Annotated in this window: 11 protein-coding genes and 1 tRNA gene; 1 reads left to right on the forward strand and 11 read right to left on the reverse strand. The window is 71.8% G+C overall.

The features are described 5' to 3' along the window. Positions 1-211 precede the first annotated feature (211 nt). Together HEP81_RS17835 and HEP81_RS17840 are read right to left on the reverse strand one after the other, a co-directional pair. On the reverse strand, positions 212-946 hold the full coding sequence (locus HEP81_RS17835; RefSeq protein WP_037663083.1) for an SDR family NAD(P)-dependent oxidoreductase: 735 nt from the start codon (positions 944-946) through the stop codon (positions 212-214). 89 nt (positions 947-1,035) lie between these two features. Then, positions 1,036-1,680, reverse strand: a complete 645-nt coding sequence (locus tag HEP81_RS17840; RefSeq protein ID WP_037663116.1) for a ScbR family autoregulator-binding transcription factor — start codon at positions 1,678-1,680, stop codon at positions 1,036-1,038. A gap of 124 nt (positions 1,681-1,804) precedes the next feature. Here HEP81_RS17840 and HEP81_RS17845 point away from each other — a divergent pair, with 124 nt between their 5' ends. After that, complete coding sequence (locus HEP81_RS17845) at positions 1,805-2,737, forward strand: ScbA/BarX family gamma-butyrolactone biosynthesis protein (RefSeq protein WP_037663082.1); 933 nt, start codon at positions 1,805-1,807, stop codon at positions 2,735-2,737. A gap of 83 nt (positions 2,738-2,820) precedes the next feature. On the opposite strand, the gene HEP81_RS17850 is transcribed toward HEP81_RS17845, so the two are convergent. The 9 genes from HEP81_RS17850 to HEP81_RS17890 all read right to left on the reverse strand — a co-directional run bounded on the left by HEP81_RS17850 (position 2,821) and on the right by HEP81_RS17890 (position 18,310). Continuing rightward, positions 2,821-2,894 (reverse strand) — tRNA-Thr (locus tag HEP81_RS17850). Positions 2,895-3,031: 137 nt separating this feature from the next. Next, on the reverse strand, positions 3,032-4,657 hold the full coding sequence (locus tag HEP81_RS17855; protein WP_037663081.1) for an alpha/beta hydrolase: 1,626 nt from the start codon (positions 4,655-4,657) through the stop codon (positions 3,032-3,034). 100 nt (positions 4,658-4,757) lie between these two features. Further along, the gene (locus HEP81_RS17860; protein ID WP_037663080.1) at positions 4,758-5,963 is read right to left on the reverse strand and encodes a DNA polymerase III subunit delta'; all 1,206 of its coding nucleotides are present in this window, start codon (positions 5,961-5,963) and stop codon (positions 4,758-4,760) included. A gap of 145 nt (positions 5,964-6,108) precedes the next feature. Next, on the reverse strand, positions 6,109-9,381 hold the full coding sequence (gene tmk, locus HEP81_RS17865) for a dTMP kinase (RefSeq protein ID WP_037663078.1): 3,273 nt from the start codon (positions 9,379-9,381) through the stop codon (positions 6,109-6,111). 157 nt (positions 9,382-9,538) lie between these two features. Continuing rightward, positions 9,539-12,373, reverse strand: a complete 2,835-nt coding sequence (gene topA, locus HEP81_RS17870; RefSeq protein ID WP_037663076.1) for a type I DNA topoisomerase — start codon at positions 12,371-12,373, stop codon at positions 9,539-9,541. A gap of 268 nt (positions 12,374-12,641) precedes the next feature. Further along, complete coding sequence (locus tag HEP81_RS17875; RefSeq protein ID WP_037663074.1) at positions 12,642-12,839, reverse strand: hypothetical protein; 198 nt, start codon at positions 12,837-12,839, stop codon at positions 12,642-12,644. 568 nt (positions 12,840-13,407) lie between these two features. Next, a complete protein-coding gene (locus HEP81_RS17880; protein WP_037663072.1) occupies positions 13,408-14,928 on the reverse strand; it encodes a N5-glutamine methyltransferase family protein in 1,521 nt (506 codons plus the stop codon). Positions 14,929-15,076: 148 nt separating this feature from the next. Beyond that, positions 15,077-15,709, reverse strand: coding sequence for a hypothetical protein (locus tag HEP81_RS17885; protein ID WP_037663071.1), 633 nt, complete (start codon positions 15,707-15,709; stop codon positions 15,077-15,079). Positions 15,710-15,901: 192 nt separating this feature from the next. Further along, positions 15,902-18,310 carry a sodium-translocating pyrophosphatase gene (locus tag HEP81_RS17890; protein ID WP_037663068.1) on the reverse strand — a complete coding sequence of 803 codons (2,409 nt, stop codon included), beginning with the start codon at positions 18,308-18,310 and terminating at the stop codon, positions 15,902-15,904. Between the last annotated feature and the right edge of the window lie 281 nt (positions 18,311-18,591).

Below are 18,591 nucleotides of genomic sequence, written 5' to 3' on the forward strand. Positions count from 1 at the left end.
CCTCGCCACGGGTCCACGGGCTCACGGGCTCACGGGCTCACGGGCTCACGGGCTCACGGGCTCACGGGACCACGGCCCACGGCCCCACGGCCCACGGGACCGCGAGGCCACGAGGCCACCGGCCCACGGCCCTCCCTGCCCCACCCGTCCGTGCACGCGCGGCAGGTGGCCCACCTGGGCCGCGCCGCACCGGCGTCCCGCCCGCCACCGCTCACACCGCGCTCCACCCTCCGTCCACGGCGATCGCCCCACCGGTGACGAAGGACGCCCGGTCACTGCACAGCCAGAGCGCGGCCTGCGCCACCTCGTCCGGGTCCGCCAGCCGCTTCTGCACCGCGCGCCTGGTCAACTCCCGCTCCACCTCGGGTGCGCCGACCAGGTACGGCTCCAGCTGAGCCGTGCGGGTGGCGCCCACCATCAGCGCGTTCACCCGGATCCCGGCGGCCCCGTATTCGGCCGCGGCGGCCCGGGTGAGGCCGAGGACCGCGTGCTTGGCCGCGATGTAGGGGGCCGTGGCGCCCGTCGCCGAATGCCCGGCGACGCTGGAGGTGTTGACGATCGTGCCACCGCCGCTCTGCCCCAACATGACAGGGATCTGCCGGCGCATGCAGTTCCAGACGCCCCGCACGTTGACATCCATCACCATGTCGTAGGCGTCCTCGTCGAGTTCGTGAAGGACGGCACCGAACGTCCCCGAACCGGCGTTGTTGAAGGCGGCGTCCAGCCCTCCGAACTCCTCGACCGCCCGGGTGACAGCGGCCTCCACGTCCGCGGGACTGCGCACATCCCCCGGTACGGCCACCGCCCTCCCCTGCCCGCCCCGGATCGCCTCGACCAGCTCCTCGAGCCGGTCCTTGCGCCGGGCCATCAGTACGACGGCCGCGCCCTCTTCGGCGAAGAGCCTCGCGGCGGCGGCCCCGATGCCGCTCGACGCTCCCGTGATCATGACCGTTCGACCCTGTAACGCTCGCGATACATGCGGCATGGGCAGATTTAACGCGATCCATGAGGGACACGACAGCCTTTAGACGGCGATCAAGCCTGATTCCCGTCAATCGCCGGAGAATCACCCTCACGCCGCCGCAGCGCCTCCATGACACGGCCCGCGCACTCCTCGGTGGCGATCAGCGGCAGCAGGAGGGACCACATCTGCCGTATACGGTCCGGCAGGTCCCGCCGCCCGCTGTCGAGCTGGGAGTTCATCTGCGCCCCCGTGCTGGCGTTGACCATCAGCTGCGCCAAGGTCAACACGTCCACCTCCGGCCGCAACTCGCCGTTCTCATGGGCCTCGTGAAGGAACGGAAGGATCACTCCCGCCCACTGGCGGTAGGAATCGCCCTCCTCGCTGCGGACGAAGTACTCCTGGTCCATCACCAGTCGGGCGCCCGCCAGCAGTAAAGGGTCCTGAGTGAGCCGCGTCGCCCACTCCAGGGTGATGTCGACGGCGCCCTGGAGGCCGGCCGCCGCCGGTGACATCACCAGCTCCGGCTGGGCCCGGACTATCTCGCGGGCGAGGTGCTCCTTCGATTCGAAGTGGAAGTAGAGCGCCCCCAGCGTGAGGTTCGCCCTACGGGTGATCTTGCTGACGCTCGCCCCTGCGAAGCCCAGCTCGGCGAAGACCTCGGCACCTGCCCGCAGGATGGCCGCCCGCGTCCGGGCGCTCCGTTCTTGTTGAGCCATAGACCTGTCCTCGTACTCTCTCGACAAATAAATATAGTCATCATTATGTTGGTCACAGAACCCCTTGCACCACTGCCTTTGGCACATGCCGCCGCCTGACTCGCGCCGTTCCAGGGGGAACATCATGAACGTGACAACTGGCTCGATCACGCCCCTCAAGGGTGTCCAGCCCGTCTGTGCGACCCTCACCCGCAAGACCGTACCCGGCCAGGTGTTCTTGTCGGGATGGCGCAGCCACGATGACGGGATCTCACACACCGTCATCGCTCACTGGCCCACGCGCCACCCCCTCTACGCACCGCACGCGGATCGCTACAACCCCCTGCTCTTCTCCGAGACGATCCGACAGTCCCTCGCCCTGTTGTCGCACGTCGCGCACGAGGTCCCCCTGGACTTCCGTCTGGGATGGGAGTCCTACGACAGCTCCATCGTCCCGGCGGCGCTGAGCGCCCGGACGCCACCGACCGACGTACGCCTGACGATCACTCACACCAAGGTGACCCGCCGCCGGCTCGGCTCCACCCACCTCGCCGCCCAGATCACGGCCATGCGCGACGAGCAGCCTCTCGGCATCGCCCGGGTCCGCTACATCGCCCATCCCCCGGCGATCTACAGCAGGCTTCGCGGAGAGTACGCGGACGCACAGGCCGCCACCGCACGTGCCCTGCCCCTGGGCCCCGCTCTCGACGAAGCCGTCCGCGGCGGCGCGACCTCGCCGGAGAACGCCGTCCTGAGTCCGCTCGGGGAGCCGCACCGCTGGCAGCTGCGGGCGGACACCGCCAACCGCGCCTTCTTCGACCACGACCACGACCACATACCGGGGCTACTCCTCCTGGAGGCCGCCGCCCAGGCGGTCCACGCCATGTCAGGCACCGCCCGGATCGCCCTCATGGAGTTCGACGCCAGCTTCGTCCGCTACGTCGAACTGGACGCCCCCTGCTGGGTCGAGGCCACCCCTCTGCGCCGCAACAGGGGCGGCATGGTCAGCACGGACGTCACCGGGGAGCAGAACGGCAGACACGTCTTCTCCATACATGTCACCGCCGAACTCACCTGAACCCGAGGCGGCCGACGCCGCAGAGCCGCCCACGAAAAGCAGAAAGGCCCAGGTCAGATGCTATCTGTCCTGGGCCCCACCTGAGCCGCTTTCGGGATTCGAACCCGAGACCTACGCATTACGAGTGCGTTGCTCTGGCCATCTGAGCTAAAGCGGCGTGCTGCGTGCACCTAGGGTGCGGTCGGCAACGTCGGTAAGTCTACACAGTTTCCGGGAGTGCTTCGTACCGGCCCCGGGCCGAGGAGATCCGGGGCCGGACGGGGGCCGGGGCCGGCCTGATCCGAGAGAAAGGCCCTATGAGCAGCGTTTGCCCGGGGAGGGCGGGGTGCCGTGGAGGAGGTAGGTGTCGATGGCGGAGTCGATGCAGGTGCTGCCGCGGAGGAAGGCGGTGTGACCGTCGCCCGCGTAGGTCAGGAGGTGGCCGGAGGAGAGCTGGTGGGCCAGGGACTGGGCCCAGCGGTAGGGGGTGGCCGGGTCCCGGATGGTGCCGACGACCACGATCGGCGCCGCGCCCTTCGCCGTGATGCGGTGCGGCTCGCCCGTGGCCCGCACCGGCCAGTACGCGCAGTTCAGCGACTGCCAGGCCAGGCCCTCGCCGAAGACCGGTGACGCCTTCTCGAACGCGGACTGTGCCTGCCGCAGCTGATCGACACCGGTGAAGGCGGGCGGCAGATCCAGGCAGTTCACGGCGTTGTTGGCCATCATCAGATTGCTGTAGTGGCCACTGGCGTCCCGCTCGTAGTAGCTGTCGGAGAGGGCCAGCAGCGCCGCGCCGTCGCCCTTCATCGCCGAGGTCAGCGCCGCGCGCAGCTGGCTCCAGGCGCCCTCGTCGTACATCGCCGCGATCACGCCGGTGGTGGCCAGCGCCTCGCCCAGCTTGCGGCCGTCGCCGTCGCCCGTCGCCACCGGATGGCCGTCCAGCTTGCGGAAGAAGGCCCTGAGGTGGTCGGCGGCCCGCGTCGGCGTCGTGCCCCTGCCCCCGATCGGGCAGTCCGTGCGGCGCAGGCAGTCCCGGGTGAAGGCCTGGAACGCCGTCTCGAAGCCCTGGGCCTGCTCCAGGTTCACCGTGCGGGAGTCCAGCGAGGGGTCCAGCGCGCCGTCCAGGACGACGCGGCCCACCCGGCTCGGGAAGAGGCCGGCGTAGGTCGCCCCGAGGAAGGTGCCGTACGACGCCCCGACGTAGTTCAGCTTCGCGTCGCCCAGCGCCGCGCGCAGGATGTCCGTGTCCCGGGCCACCTCGACGGTGGAGACATGCCGCAGCAGCCGCGCCGAGTGCTCCCCGCAGGCCTGCGCGAACTTCTCGTCCGCCGCGACCGCCGCGTTCTGCTCCGCCCGGTCGTCCGGGGTCACGTCGGTCTGTGTGTACGTGTCCATCCGGCGGTCGTCGAGGCACTCGACGGGCTCGCTGCGGGCGACGCCGCGCGGGTCCATCGCCACCATGTCGTAGCGTGCGCGGACCTCGGCGGGGTAGCCCAGACCCGCGTACTGCTGGAGGTAGCCCACCGCCGAGCCGCCGGGGCCGCCCGGGTTGACCACCAGGGAGCCGAGCGGCTTGCCCTTGCCGGTGGCGGCCTTGCGGGTCACCGCGAGCCGTACGTCGCCCGCGCCCGGCCGGTCGTAGTCAAGCGGCGCCTTCAGCGTGGCGCACCGGAAGCCGGAGGCGCCGCAGTCGCGCCAGGTCAGCCGCTGTGTGTAGTACGGCGCCAGCGCGGCCGGAATCGCGCGCGGCAGCGGGGCCAGGACGGGGGCGCTCGTCGCGTCGCTCCGTGCCGACGCCGCGGAGGACGGCTTGATCGAGCTGCTGCCAGGGGAGCACGCGGACACGAGGAGCGCCGCGGTCATCAGGGCGACGGCCGTGAACCGGGCGCGGGCCGCGGGACGCCCGTCGCACGGCCGGGAGAGGGAGGACCTGGTCTGCATCAGGCGAGCGTAACGCTGGGCGATGCGGCGGATGCGGGGAGTTGGGATTGTCTCCCCGTACGGGGGACGGGGCGCGGTGAGGGGGTCGGGAGGGGCATCGTCAGCCCGCCCGCAACGCCATCGTCATCGCCTCCACCGCCAGCAGCGGAGCCACATTGCGGTCCAGGGCGTCACGGCACGCGGCGATCGCCTCGATGCGGCGCAGGGTGGACTCCGGGGAGCCGGCGCGGGCCAGCCGGTCCAGGGCGTCCTCCGCGTCGGTGTTGGCGATCGCCACCCGGGAGCCGAGCTGGAGGGCGAGGACATCGCGGTAGAAGGTGGTGAGGTCGCCGAGGGCCACATCCAGGCTGTCGCGCTGGGTACGGGTCCGGCGGCGCTTCTGCATGTCCTCCAGGTCCTTCATCACGCCCGCCGTGCCGCGCGGCAGCCGGCCGCCCTGGGCCGCGCCGAGCGCCGCCTTCATCTCCTCGGCCTCCCTGCCGTCCATCTCCTCGGCGAGCTGCTTGGCGTCCTCGGCGGCCGCGTCGACCAGCTCCTGGGCGGCCCGCAGACAGGCGCCGACCTCGTCCAGGCGCAGCGGGAGCTTCAGGACAGCGGCGCGGCGCTCGCGGGCGGCCGGGTCGGTGGCCAGGCGCCGGGCGCGGTCCACATGCCCCTGGGTGGCGCGGGCGGCGTCGGCGGCGGCCCGCGGGTCCACGCCGTCGCGTCGTACCAGCATGTCGGCGACCGCGTCCACGGACGGGGTGCGCAGGTTCAGGTGGCGGCAGCGGGAGCGGATGGTCGGCAGGACGTCCTCGATGGAGGGGGCGCACAGCAGCCAGACCGTGCGGGGGGCGGGCTCCTCGACGGCCTTGAGCACCGCGTTCGCCGACTTCTCGTTCAGCCGCTCGGCGTCCTCGACGAGGATGATCTGCCAGCGGCCGTTCGCTGGCGCGGTGAACGACTTGCGGACCGTGTCCCGCATGTCCTTCACCAGGATCTCGGCGCCGACCGCGGCGACCGCGGTGACGTCCGCGTGGGTGCCGAGCAGCGCGGTGTGGCAGCCGTCGCAGAAGCCGCAGCCGGGGGCGCCGCCGAGGGCCCGGTCGGGGCTCACGCACTGGAGGGCCGCGGCGAAGGCCCGCGCCGCCTGGTCGCGGCCCGCGCCGGGCGGCCCGGTGAACAGCCACGCGTGCGTCATCCGGGACGTCTCCGGCAGCGGCTCGTCCGCCGCGGCGGCGGTGACCAGAGCATCGGCGTCCCGAGCGGCGGCGCCCAGCACCGCGCTCACCTTCTCCTGCCCGACGAGGTCGTCCCACACGCTCATGGGTCACGCCGCCCTTCCGTCACACTCCGCGTTCCGACCTCCATTGTGCGGGTGGGGTCTGACAACCGGGACCACGCCGGGAACGCCGGACGGCGCCCGCCTCCTGCCGCAGCAGGACGCGAGCGCCGTCTCGAAGGGTCCGGGATCAGCCCCTGCGCCCCCTGCGGGGACCGTCCTCGTCGTCGTACGACCCCAGCAACTCGTCCGCCAGCGACGGCAGATCGTCCAGCGGGGTCTCCTCGGCCCAGTCGGGGCGCGGGCGACGGCGGGCGGTGCCCTCGGCCCCGGGCTGGGGCATCTCGCGGGTGCGGTCCTCGGAGCCGTCGGGGCCCGCGGACCGCTCGTCGCGGAAGAAGCCGCGCGGCATCCGGTCGGCCGGGGCGTCGTCGCGCACGGGCGGCAGTACGGCCGTCTCGTCCGGGCCCACCTGCGGCAGTACGGCGGTCTCCTCGGCGGCGCTCGCGGGCACCTGCGGCAGCACCGCCGTCTCGTCCGCGGCACCCGGCACGGCCGGCGGCTGGGGCAGCTCGGCGGTCGTCTCGGCCTCGGAGGGCGTGTGACGAGCGTTCCGGGCGTCCCGGCCGGAGGACCGCTCGTCCTCGGCCGGCGAGACGATCGGCGTGGGCACCGTCTCCTCCGTGCCCGGGCCGGGCGACACCACCGGGGTGGCGACCGTGACCGCGTCCGAGGTCACGCCGGGGGCCTTCGGCTGGGGGCTGCCGGGCCTGCGGGCGGCCACATCGGCGGCCGCCGCGGCCTCGGCGGCCTGGCGGCGGGCCTCCTCGGCACGGAGCAGGGCGCTCTCCGCCTTGCGCTGCGCCTCCAGGCGCCGGGCCGCCTCCTCGGCACGCTCCTTGGCCTGCCGGGCCTCCTCCTCGGCGCGGATCCGGGCCTGGCGGGCCTCCTCCTCCGCGCGCAGCCGGGCCTCTTCCTCGGCCTGCCTGCGGCGGCGCTCCTCCTCCGCCTTGCGGCGCGCCTCCTCCTCGGCGCGGGCCTTCTCCTCGGCGAGCAGCCGCTGCCGCTCCTCCTCGGCGCGCCGGGCCGCCTCGGCCGCCCGCTGCCGGGCCTCCTCGGCCTGCCGCTCGGCCTCGCGGCGCTGCGCCTCCTCCAGCTCGCGGCGCTTGCGCTCCTCCTCCTCGGCACGCAGCCGGGCCAGCTCCTCCTGGCGCTCACGCTCCAGGCGCTCCTCCTCGGCCTTGCGCGCGGCCTCTTCCTCGGCCTTGCGGCGCGCCTCCTCCTCGGCCTTCCTGCGCGCCTCCTCCCGGGCCTCGATCTCGGCCTGGGACAGCGGCAGCACGGTGTCGAGGCGGTGCCTGATCACGGTGGTGACGGCCTCGGGCTCCTGCCCGGCGTCGACCACCAGATAGCGGCCGGGGTCGGAGGCGGCCAGGGTGAGGAAACCGGAGCGCACACGCGCGTGGAACTCCGCGGGCTCCGACTCCAGCCGGTCCGGGGCCTCGGTGAACCGCTCGCGGGCGGCCTCCGGCGCGACGTCCAGCAGCACGGTCAGATGCGGCACCAGACCGTCGGTCGCCCAGCGGTTGATGCGGGCGATCTCGGTCGGGGACAGATCGCGGCCGGCGCCCTGGTAGGCGACGGAGGAGTCGATGTAGCGGTCGGAGATCACCACCGCGCCGCGCTCCAGGGCGGGGCGTACGACGGTGTCGACGTGCTCGGCTCGGTCGGCGGCGTACAGCAGTGCCTCCGCGCGGTGGGACAGTCCGGCCGAGGAGACGTCCAGCAGGATCGAGCGCAGCCGCTTGCCCACCGGGGTGGCCCCCGGCTCGCGGGTGAGCACGACCTCGTGGCCCTTGCCGCGGATCCACTCGGCGAGCGCCTCGGCCTGGGTGGACTTGCCGGCGCCGTCGCCGCCCTCCAGGGCGATGAAGAAGCCGTTCGTGGCCTGCGCCTCGACCGGGTCGTCGCCGCCGAGCAGCGCGTCCTTGAGGTCCTGGCGCAGCGGGATGCCGGAGCGGTCGTCGACCTTGGCGAGCACCAGGGCGGCCACCGGCAGCAGCAGCGCGCCGATCAGCATCAGGGTGAACGAGGCGCCGCCGTGCGCGAACACGAAGCGGCCGTTCTCCAGCCGGTGCCGGCCGATCAGTCCGGCGATCACCGGGGCGATCACGGCGCCGAGCGCTATGAAGACGCGCACGACGGCCTGGAGGTGCTCGGTGACACGCGCCCGGCGGTAGTCCTCGGTCTCCTGGTCGAGCAGGGCGTGCCCGGTGTTGGCGGCGACGCCCGCGCCCAGGCCCGCCAGGGTGACGATCAGCAGCACCGTGGTGACGTCCGGGACCAGACCGGCGGCCAGCAGCGCGATGCCGGTGAAGGCGATCGCCAGGGCCAGCAGCCGGCGGCGGGACAGCGAGGGCAGCACCGCGGGGGCCGTACGGATGCCGACCGCGACGCCGCCGGTCAGACCGAGCACCAGCAGGCCGAACAGGACCGGGCCGCCGCCCAGGTCGGTCGCGTGCAGCACGCACACGGAGACGGCGGCGGCGATGACTCCGGCCACGGCGGCGCAGGCGAGGACGAGCAGCGGGATCGCGCCCGTGCGCCCCTTGTCGACACCGGCGCCGGTGCGCGGGCGGCGCAGGCCCTCCAGCGGGGAGCGGGGGCGCGGGGTGCGCGTGCCGGGCAGCTCCAGGAAGGTCAGCAGGGAGAGGGAGGCGGCGAACAGGCCCGCCGCCACGTACGACGCGAGGGCCGCGTGGTGCTGGTCGAACCAGGGCAGGCCGGTGCCCAGCAGGTTGTTGAGCAGGGCGGCGAGGACCAGGGCGGCGGCGGCCAGCGGTACGGCGAGGAAGGTGGTGCGCAGCGCGAGGCGGCGCAGGGCGTCCAGGTGGTCCGGCAGCGGCCGGACGGTCGCGCCCTCCGGCGGCGGGGCGGGCAGCAGGGCCGGGGCCGCGCCCTCGCGGCACACCGTCCACAGCCGCTCGGCGACGCCGGTGACGAAGGCGGTGACCAGCAGCACTGCGGGCGCGTCCGCCGGGGTCCAGTCGATCCACAGGGGGGCCACGATCAGCAGTGCGGCGCGCAGGCCGTCGGCGCCGACCATGGTCCAGCGGCGGTCGAGCGGGCCCTCCTGGGCGGTGAGCGTCGTCAGCGGCCCGAGCAGGACCGCGCCGAAGAGCAGTGCGGCGAGGCCGCGGGCCGCGAAGACCGTCGCGACCGCGAACGCCACGCCTCGGTAACCGCCGCCGAACGATCCCTGGGTGATCGCCGCCTGGAGGACGAGGATGACCAGGACGAGAAGGGCGAGGGTGTCGCCGACACCGCTCACCAGCTGCGCGCTCCACAGGCGCCGCAATTGCGGTCGGCGCAACAGGGAACGCACGGCGCGTTCGCGGGAGTCCGCGACCAGGGCGTCGTCCGGTGCTGGAGTGTGGGCCGTTGGCTGCTCGGCTCGCGTCATGCGTTCAGCCTATCCGCAGCCACCGACACCACACCCCGCACTCCTGGCATGCGCACGCCCCGACACCAAAGTGATGCCGGGGCGTGCGCGGGGCGAAACGAGACGCCCGGGGTCTCGGCCCGGTGAGCCGAGTCGGGTTCAGTCCTCCGAACCGGGCTCAGTCCTCCGAACCGGAAGCCGTCGACTTGGTCGCCGTCGCCTTCTTGGTGGTCGTCTTCTTCGCCGTGGTCTTCTTCGCGGCGCTCGCCGTCGTCTTCTTGGCCGCCGTCTTCTTGGCGGCGGTCTTCTTCGCCGGGGCGGTCTTCTTGGCCGGCGCCTTCTTGGCGGTCTTCTTGGCCGGGGCCTTCGCCCGCTTCTCGGCAAGAAGTTCGAAGCCGCGCTCCGGGGTGATCTCCTCGACGCTGTCGCCGGAGCGCAGGGTCGCGTTGGTCTCGCCGTCGGTGACGTACGGCCCGAAGCGGCCGTCCTTGACCACGACCGGCTTCTTGGAGACCGGGTCCTCGCCCAGCTCCTTCAGCGGCGGCTTGGCGGCGGCCCGCCCGCGCTGCTTGGGCTGGGCGTAGATCGCCAGGGCCTCTTCCAGCGTGATGGTGAAGATCTGGTCCTCGCTCTGGAGCGAGCGCGAGTCCGTGCCCTTCTTCAGATACGGCCCGTAGCGGCCGTTCTGGGCGGTGATCTCCTGGCCCTCGGCGTCCGCGCCGACGACACGCGGCAGGGACATCAGCTTCAGCGCGTCGTCCAGCGTCACCGTGTCCAGCGCCATGGACTTGAAGAGGGAGGCGGTGCGCGGCTTGACCGCGTTCTTGCCGGTCTTCGGGGTGCCCTCGGGGAGGATCTCGGTGACGTACGGGCCGTAGCGGCCCTTCTTGGCGACGATCTGGTGGCCGGTGGCCGGGTCGGCGCCCAGCTCGACATCGCCGCTGGGCTCGGCCAGCAGCTTCTCGGCCAGCTCGATGGTCAGCTCGTCCGGCGCCAGGTCGTCGGGGATGTCGGCGCGCTGGTGCTGCTCGGTGTCCTTCTCGCCGCGCTCGATGTACGGGCCGTAGCGGCCGACCCGCAGCACGATGCCGTTGCCCACCGGGAAGGAGGACACCTCGCGGGCGTCGATCGCGCCCAGGTCGGTGACGAGTTCCTTGAGGCCGCCGAGGTGGTCCCCGTCGCCGTTGCCCGCGTCGGCGGCGGCGCCGCTGATGGTGCCCTCGCCGAAGTAGAAGCGCTTCAGCCACGGCACGGCCTGGGCCTCGCCGCGGGCGATGCGGTCGAGGTCGTCCTCCATCTTGGCGGTGAAGTCGTAGTCGACCAGCCGGCCGAAGTGCTTCTCCAGAAGGTTTACGACGGCGAAGGACAGGAAGGACGGCACGAGCGCCGTGCCCTTCTTGAAGACATAGCCGCGATCGAGGATCGTGCCGATGATCGACGCATAGGTCGACGGCCGGCCGATCTCGCGCTCTTCCAGCTCCTTGACCAGGGAGGCCTCGGTGTAGCGGGCCGGGGGCTTGGTGGCGTGGCCGTCGACCGTGATCTCCTCGGCGGACAGCGCGTCGCCCTCGGCGACCTGCGGCAGCCGGCGCTCGCGGTCGTCCAGCTCGGCGTTCGGGTCGTCGGCGCCCTCGACGTACGCCTTGAGGAAGCCGTGGAAGGTGATCGTCTTGCCGGAGGCGCTGAACTCCACGTCCCGGCCGTCGGCGGCGGTGCCACCGATCTTCACGGTCACGCTGTTGCCGGTCGCGTCCTTCATCTGGGAGGCGACGGTCCGCTTCCAGATCAGTTCGTACAGCTTGAACTGGTCGCCGGTCAGACCGGTCTCCGCGGGGGTGCGGAAACGATCACCCGAGGGACGGATCGCCTCGTGCGCCTCCTGCGCGTTCTTCACCTTCACCGCGTACGTACGCGGTTGGGGGGGCAGGTAGTCGGCGCCGTACAGCTGCGTGACCTGGGCGCGGGCGGCCGCGATGGCGGTCTCGCTCAGCGTCGTGGAGTCCGTACGCATGTACGTGATGTAGCCGTTCTCGTACAGCTTCTGGGCGATCTGCATGGTCGCCTTGGCGCCGTAGCCGAGCTTGCGGCTGGCCTCCTGCTGGAGCGTCGTCGTACGGAACGGCGCGTACGGCGAGCGGCGGTACGGCTTCGACTCCACCGAGCGCACGGCGAAGCGGGTGTTCTCCAGGGCGGCGGCCAGCGAGCGGGCGGTGGCCTCGTCCAGGTGGAGGGTGTTCGCGGTCTTCAGCTGCCCCACGGAGTCGAAGTCACGGCCCTGCGCGACACGCCGTCCGTCGACGGTCTGCAAGCGCGCGACCAGCGACGACGGGTCGGAGGAGTCGCCCGCGCGGCCGGTGCCGAAGGTGCCGGTGAGGTCCCAGTATTCGGCGGAGCGGAAGGCGATGCGCTCGCGTTCCCGCTCGACCACGAGCCGGGTGGCGACGGACTGGACACGGCCGGCCGACAGCCGGGGCATGACCTTCTTCCACAGGACCGGCGAGACCTCGTAGCCGTAGAGGCGGTCGAGGATGCGCCGGGTTTCCTGGGCGTCGACCAGCTTCTGGTTGAGCTGGCGCGGGTTGGCGACGGCCTCGCGGATCGCGTCCTTGGTGATCTCGTGGAAGACCATCCGCTTGACGGGGATCTTCGGCTTGAGGACCTCCTGGAGGTGCCAGGCGATGGCCTCGCCCTCGCGGTCCTCATCGGTGGCCAGGAAGAGTTCGTCGGAGTCCTTCAGCAGGTCCTTGAGCTTCTTGACCTGGGCCTTCTTGTCCGCGTTCACCACGTAGACCGGCTGGAAGTCATGCTCGACGTCCACACCGAGGCGGCGCACCTCGCCGGTGTACTTCTCGGGCACCTCGGCGGCGCCGTTGGGGAGGTCACGGATGTGCCCGACGCTCGCTTCGACTACGTAGCCGGGGCCGAGGTAGCCCTTGATCGTCTTCGCCTTGGCAGGCGACTCGACGATGACGAGTCGGCGGCCGCCCTGTGCGGTCTCGCTGGTCGGGGACAACTTCGCTCTTCTCTCCGGTCGACGCTGTGGCCTCCCCAGGCCTTGGTCCCGGGGTCGCGGCGTACTGCTGGCACGTGTGGCGCTGCGGAGTGTGACGGTACATCCCGCCCCCGTGTCAAACGGGAAAAGCCCACAACGGCCACTCGAACGGTAACCCGACTACCGGCATTCCTGCCGCCCGGAGTGCCGGGTACCCCGTCCGGGTCTGTCCGGAGCGTGACGCTCCTCTTACTCTCGCGACACACCGGGGAGCGGGCGCCCGCCGACGTCAGAGGCGTGTGAGGCAGTAGCCGCCGAGGGCAAGCGCAAGGGTTCCGGCCACGCTCGCGAGGGTGGCCGATGCGACCCGGTTCACACCGAGGGCCACCGCCTCACCGCGCCGCAGCCGCACCCCGGTCCATACCAGCAGAGCCCCTCCGAACAGGACAAACACCAATCCGACGAAAGCCGCCGGCCCCCGCTCCATGCGCCACCCACCTCTTCCGAGTCCACCCGGCGCGTGGACCTTGACACGCGGGGGCGACGACCGGGCGACCTCGGGGTGAACAGGGGGCCGACGGAACGACGCCCAAGGGGGTGTGAAAGCACGAGTACGACCCCCCCCCGCCCCGGGCCAGATATTTTTCCGGCCGTTTTGCAATCGACGGGCGGCCGAGCCGGGGTACGTACCGCCCGCGTGCGGCGGCGCCCCGCCGACGACGAGGACGAGCCTCCGGGCGTCGGCCGGGCCGAAGGCGGGCGCGTGCCGGGTACGACGGCCCGCGCATGGCGGGAATGGGCCTCCGCGCGCGGCCGACCCCACGTGAGCACGCGCGGGGTCCGTCGCCGTCAGCACGATGTGCGCAGGTCCCGAGCGCGCCCGCCCCTCCAGATTTCGCGCCCACCGCAGATGACCGCCCTCGCGTACCCCGGACGGCGCGCCCACCCGCGAGTCGGAACCCGCCGCCGATCACGAGCCGCGCCGACCCCACCGGGACACCCCCAGGCGCCCGGCCGACACGGCCCCCACAACGGCCCCGCGGGGAGCCGCCCCCTCAGACCACCGGCTCCAGGAACCCCTGTTCCACCAGGAGGCGGATCTGGGCCGGGGTCTGGTCGCGGAGGCGGACGGCGTCCTCGCCCATCAGCTGGGCGATGGCGTCCAGGATGCGGCCGGCGCTCAGGGTGCCGTCGCAGACGCCCGCGAAGCCCGCGCCGACCGTGTCCACCTTGGTGGCGCGGCGCATGCCGCGGTGCTGGCGGAGCACGACGTGCTCGGGGTCCTCCGCGCCGGGCAGCCCGACCTGTTCCTGCACCACCTCGCCGACCAGCCTGAAGTGATGGGCGAGCAGCGCCGCGTCGTCGTGCTCGCGGAGGTAGTCGAGGCGTTCGAAGTGCGCCCGGACGGTGTCCCCGAGGGGCTGCTCCACGGGGTGCGGCCACTCCTCCACCGTGAGGGACGGTTCGGCCGCGCCCGTCCTGCGCAGGGTGATCCAGCCGAAGCCGATCGCCTTGACCTTGCGCGCCTCGAACTCGTCGAGCCAGGCGTCGTACCGCGCCTGGTACTCCGCCGGGTCCCCGCGGTGGTCTCCGGCGTCCCGCAGCCACAACTCGGCGTACTGCGTGACGTCCTGCACCTCGCGCTGCACGATCCAGGCGTCGCACCCGCGCGGCACCCACGACCTGAGCCGGTCCTGCCAGTCCTCCCCCGCCACGTGCTGCCAGTTGGCGAGGAACTGCGCGAACCCGCCCTCGTTCAGCCGTTCCCCCGCCTGCTGGACGAGGGAGCGGCACAGATCGTCCCCGCCCATGCCGCCGTCACGGTAGGTGAGCCGGGCGCCGGGCGAGATCACGAACGGCGGGTTGGAGACGATCAGGTCGAACTTCTCGTCGTCGCGCACCGGTTCGAACAGCGATCCCTCGCGCAGCTCGGCGGCGGGCGCGCCGGAGAGCGCCAGCGTGAGCGCCGTGATGTGCAGCGCGCGGGGGTTGAGATCGGTCGCCGTCACGCGCGTGGCGTGCCGGGAGGCGTGCAGTGCCTGGATGCCCGAGCCGGTGCCGAGGTCCAGGGCGGCGGCGACCGGCGTGCGCACGGTGATCCCGGCGAGCGTGGTGGACGCGCCCCCGACCCCCAGCACGACACCCTCGGCCCGCTGGCCGATACCGCCCGCGCCGCCGACCGCGCAGCCCAGGTCGGACACGATGAACCAGTCCTCGCCGCCGGGCCCGCCGTACGGCCGTACGTCCACCGCGGCGGCCACCTCGTCGCCGCCCACCCGCACCAGCCACCCGGTCTCGACCGCTTCCTCGACGGGGAGCACGGCGGCCACCCGCGCGCGGGGCACGGGCTGCTGGAGCAGGAAGAGCCGTACGAGGGTCTCCAACGGCGTGTCGCCACGGGTCGCCCGTAGCGCGGGCACGGTCTCGCTGCGGGCCAGCGCCGTGTACGCGGGCGCGCCGAGCAGTTCGAGCAGCCCGTCGGCGGTGAAGGAGGCGGCCAGCAGCGCGTCCCGCAGCCGCGCGGCGGCCTCGGGACGGTCGGCGGCGGGCAGGGGGGCGGGTCCGGAGTCAGTCACGGTCCCATTGTGTCCCGCGCGGACCGAGGGGGACGGCGCACACAGCCGTCCCCCACCCGCGTCGGACATCGGTCGACCCGCCACAGGCTTCACGCGCGCGTCAGGGACCGGTCGGCTCCGCCGCGGCCATCACTCCTCGGGCGCGGCCTCAGCCCGCCGTGGAGGCCGCGGAGGGCGAGGACGCGCCCGAGGAGGCGACCTTCTTGCAGCTGGGCTGCTGGGCGATGGCGTCCTGCACCTCGCCCTGCTGGAGGGCCTTCAGCGACTCGGTGCCGCTCTGGTGCTTCTTCTCCAGCTCGGTCATCTGCGTGGCGACGTCGTGCAGCCCGGAGGCGAACTTCGCCTGGTCCTTGGTGTCCAGGTCGTCGACCTGCTTCTTCAGATCGGCGTAGGAGGTCGAGAGGCTGTTGAAGCTCTTCACGACATCGCCGAGCCGCTTGGCGCCACCGGAGACCCCGGGAGGCGCGCCTGCCTCGTTGACCGCGGTCGCGATCGCCTTGTAGCCGTCGGCCATGTCCTGGAAGGCCTTGGAGTCGGTCTTCTGGAGCGTCTCGGGCTTGGCCGTGTCGGCGGCCGTCGTGGAGATCGCCGCGTTCGCCGCCTTGATCTTCGCGTCCTGCGCGGGCACGGCGTCGCACACCGACTTGGCCCAGGAGACGAGCTTGGGGTCGGGCCCCTTGGGGGCGCTGTTGCCGCTGCATCCCGACAGCGCAGCCACCAGTACCGCACCGCCGGACAGTGCGGCCGCGAGCTTCTTGTTCACCGGATTGGTCCCTTCCATGGCTCTCGGGCCCCGGACCCTACACGGCGGACGCACACCCTCCGCACACCGATCGCCCCCTAAGTACCTTTTATTACTTTTTGCGCGAGAGAAGGCTCACGACGGGGCCGTACGCGCGCACACGAACGGGCGGGCGGCGCTCCCTTCGCACGCACCGCCCGCCCGCCCTTTGCGCAGGCCGTCTGCCGAAACCTACGAAACCACCGCCGCGTCGGCCGAGTTGGCGACCCGTTCGGCGCTTTCCTCCTCGTCGCCGACGGCGATGCCGCGCCGCTTGGAGATGTACACGGCCGTGCTGATCACCAGCAGCGCGAGGACCGCGACCCCGATCCGTACGCCGAGGTTCTTGTCGTGGCCGTAGGAGAACTTGATCACCGCGGGCGCGATGAGCAGCGAGACCAGGTTCATGACCTTCAGCAGCGGGTTGATCGCCGGGCCCGCGGTGTCCTTGAAGGGGTCGCCGACCGTGTCGCCGATCACCGTGGCGGCGTGGGCCTCGCTGCCCTTGCCACCGTGGTGGCCGTCCTCCACGAGCTTCTTGGCGTTGTCCCAGGCGCCGCCGGAATTGGCGAGGAACACCGCCATCAGCGTGCCCGCGCCGATCGCGCCGGCGAGGTAGGAGCCGAGCGAGCCGACGCCGAGCGTGAACCCGACGAAGATCGGCGCCATCACCGCGAGCAGTCCGGGCGTGGCCAGCTCCCGCAGGGCGTCCTTGGTGCAGATGTCGACGACCTTGCCGTACTCGGGCGTCTCCGTGTAGTCCATGATCCCGGGCTTCTCACGGAACTGCCGCCGCACCTCGAACACCACCGAGCCCGCCGACCGCGACACCGCGTTGATGGCCAGTCCGGAGAAGAGGAAGACGACCGCGGCGCCCGCGATGAGGCCGACCAGGTTGTTGGGCTGCGAGATGTCCAGGGAAAGGCTCAGCGGCGCGCCGGGCCCGCTGAGCTTCTCCCCGACGTCCTGCACATTGGTGGTGATCGCGTCGCGGTACGACCCGAAGAGCGCCGACGCCGCGAGCACCGCGGTGGCGATCGCGATGCCCTTGGTGATCGCCTTGGTGGTGTTGCCGACCGCGTCCAGGTTGGTGAGCACCTGCGCGCCGGCGCCCTCGACGTCGCCGGACATCTCGGCGATGCCCTGGGCGTTGTCGGAGACCGGCCCGAAGGTGTCCATGGCGACGATCACACCGACCGTGGTCAGCAGGCCGGTGCCGGCCAGCGCGACCGCGAACAGCGCGAGCATGATCGACGTACCGCCGAGCAGGAACGCGCCGTACACACTGAGCGCGATGAGCAGCGCGGTGTAGACGGCGGACTCCAGGCCGAGCGAGATGCCGGACAGGACGACGGTGGCCGGTCCGGTCAGGGAGGTCTTGCCGATGTCGCGGACCGGGCGCCGGTTGGTCTCGGTGAAGTAGCCGGTCAGCTGCTGGATGACGGCCGCGAGCAGGATGCCGATGGCCACCGCGACCAGGGCGAGGATCCGCGGATCGCCGTCCTTGGCCTTGATCGCCGCGTCCGTCACTCCGCTGAGGTCGGCGTAGCTCGACGGCAGATAGACGAAGACGGCGACGGCGACCAGCGCGAGGGAGATCACCGCGGAGATGAAGAAGCCGCGGTTGATCGCGGTCATGCCGCTGCGGTCGGTGCGCCGGGGGACGACCGCGAAGATGCCGATCATCGCGGTGATCACGCCGATGGCGGGCACCAGCAGCGGGAAGGCGAGCCCGGAGTCGCCGAAGGCGACCTTGCCGAGGATCAGCGCGGCCACCAGGGTGACGGCGTACGACTCGAAGAGGTCGGCCGCCATGCCCGCGCAGTCGCCGACGTTGTCGCCCACGTTGTCGGCGATCGTGGCGGCGTTGCGCGGGTCGTCCTCCGGGATGCCCTGCTCGACCTTGCCGACCAGGTCGGCGCCGACGTCGGCGGCCTTGGTGAAGATGCCGCCGCCGACTCGCATGAACATGGCGATCAGGGCGGCGCCGAGGCCGAAGCCCTCCAGGACCTTCGGCGCGTCGGCGGCGTAGACGAGCACCACACAGGAGGCGCCCAGCAGGCCGAGGCCCACCGTGAACATGCCGACGACACCGCCCGTGCGAAATGCGATCTTCATCGCGGTGTGCGAGACGGTGGTGAGATCTTTTTCGGGTTCGCCCTCGCCCGGGGTCGCTTCCCGGGCCGCGGCGGCGACCCGCACATTGCTTCGTACCGCGAGCCACATGCCGATATAACCGGTGGCGGCCGAGAACACCGCGCCGATCAGGAAGAACACCGAACGCCCGGCACGCTGATTCCAGTCGTCCGCGGGCAGCAGCAGAAGCAGGAAGAAGACGACGACGGCGAATACGCCGAGCGTGCGCAGCTGCCGGGCGAGATACGCCTTGGCGCCTTCCTGTACCGCTTCGGCGATCTTCTTCATGCTGTCGGTGCCCTCGCCCGCGGCGAGCACCTGGCGCACCAGGATCCCCGCGACCACCAGCGCGGCGAGGGCTACCGCCGCGATGACGGCCACGATGACCCTGTTGCCGTTGGTGAGCACCGCGGCCGCGAGGTATGTGGGGTGGTCCAACTCAGAGGGGTAAGAAAGCCCCGCCATTCGTCCTCCTTGACGCTTGGGCTGAGCTCAAGATGTGGACGGATTGTAGGTACCCCTGAGTGATGTCAAAAGAGCACGGTAAACAGAATTGGCCTGCACACACCGGTTGGCGAACCCGAAAGAGGTAATGCCTCAAAAGCATTGACGGACGTCGCCGATCCCATTGAATCTTGATCGAATGATACGGCTATTGATCGTGAATTACTTCACGAATTCCGGCGGCACCGAAGGAGCGGTCGGAAATGATCTGCCAAAAACACGATCAGGGCCCTGCTCGGCAG

Source organism: Streptomyces griseofuscus (assembly GCF_014673495.1).
GTDB classification, from domain to species: Bacteria; Actinomycetota; Actinomycetes; order Streptomycetales; family Streptomycetaceae; genus Streptomyces; species Streptomyces murinus.

Excerpts from the sequence above, each read along its gene's own strand:
- HEP81_RS17845 (WP_037663082.1), top strand. The coding sequence starts at position 1,805 with ATGAACGTGACAACTGGCTCGATCACGCCCCTCAAGGGTGTCCAGCCC.
- tmk (WP_037663078.1), bottom strand. The coding sequence starts at position 9,381 with ATGACGCGAGCCGAGCAGCCAACGGCCCACACTCCAGCACCGGACGAC.
- HEP81_RS17835 (WP_037663083.1), bottom strand. The coding sequence starts at position 946 with ATGATCACGGGAGCGTCGAGCGGCATCGGGGCCGCCGCCGCGAGGCTC.
- HEP81_RS17885 (WP_037663071.1), bottom strand. The coding sequence starts at position 15,709 with ATGGAAGGGACCAATCCGGTGAACAAGAAGCTCGCGGCCGCACTGTCC.
- HEP81_RS17875 (WP_037663074.1), bottom strand. The coding sequence starts at position 12,839 with ATGGAGCGGGGGCCGGCGGCTTTCGTCGGATTGGTGTTTGTCCTGTTC.
- HEP81_RS17855 (WP_037663081.1), bottom strand. The coding sequence starts at position 4,657 with ATGCAGACCAGGTCCTCCCTCTCCCGGCCGTGCGACGGGCGTCCCGCG.
- HEP81_RS17860 (WP_037663080.1), bottom strand. The coding sequence starts at position 5,963 with ATGAGCGTGTGGGACGACCTCGTCGGGCAGGAGAAGGTGAGCGCGGTG.
- HEP81_RS17840 (WP_037663116.1), bottom strand. The coding sequence starts at position 1,680 with ATGGCTCAACAAGAACGGAGCGCCCGGACGCGGGCGGCCATCCTGCGG.
- HEP81_RS17890 (WP_037663068.1), bottom strand. The coding sequence starts at position 18,310 with ATGGCGGGGCTTTCTTACCCCTCTGAGTTGGACCACCCCACATACCTC.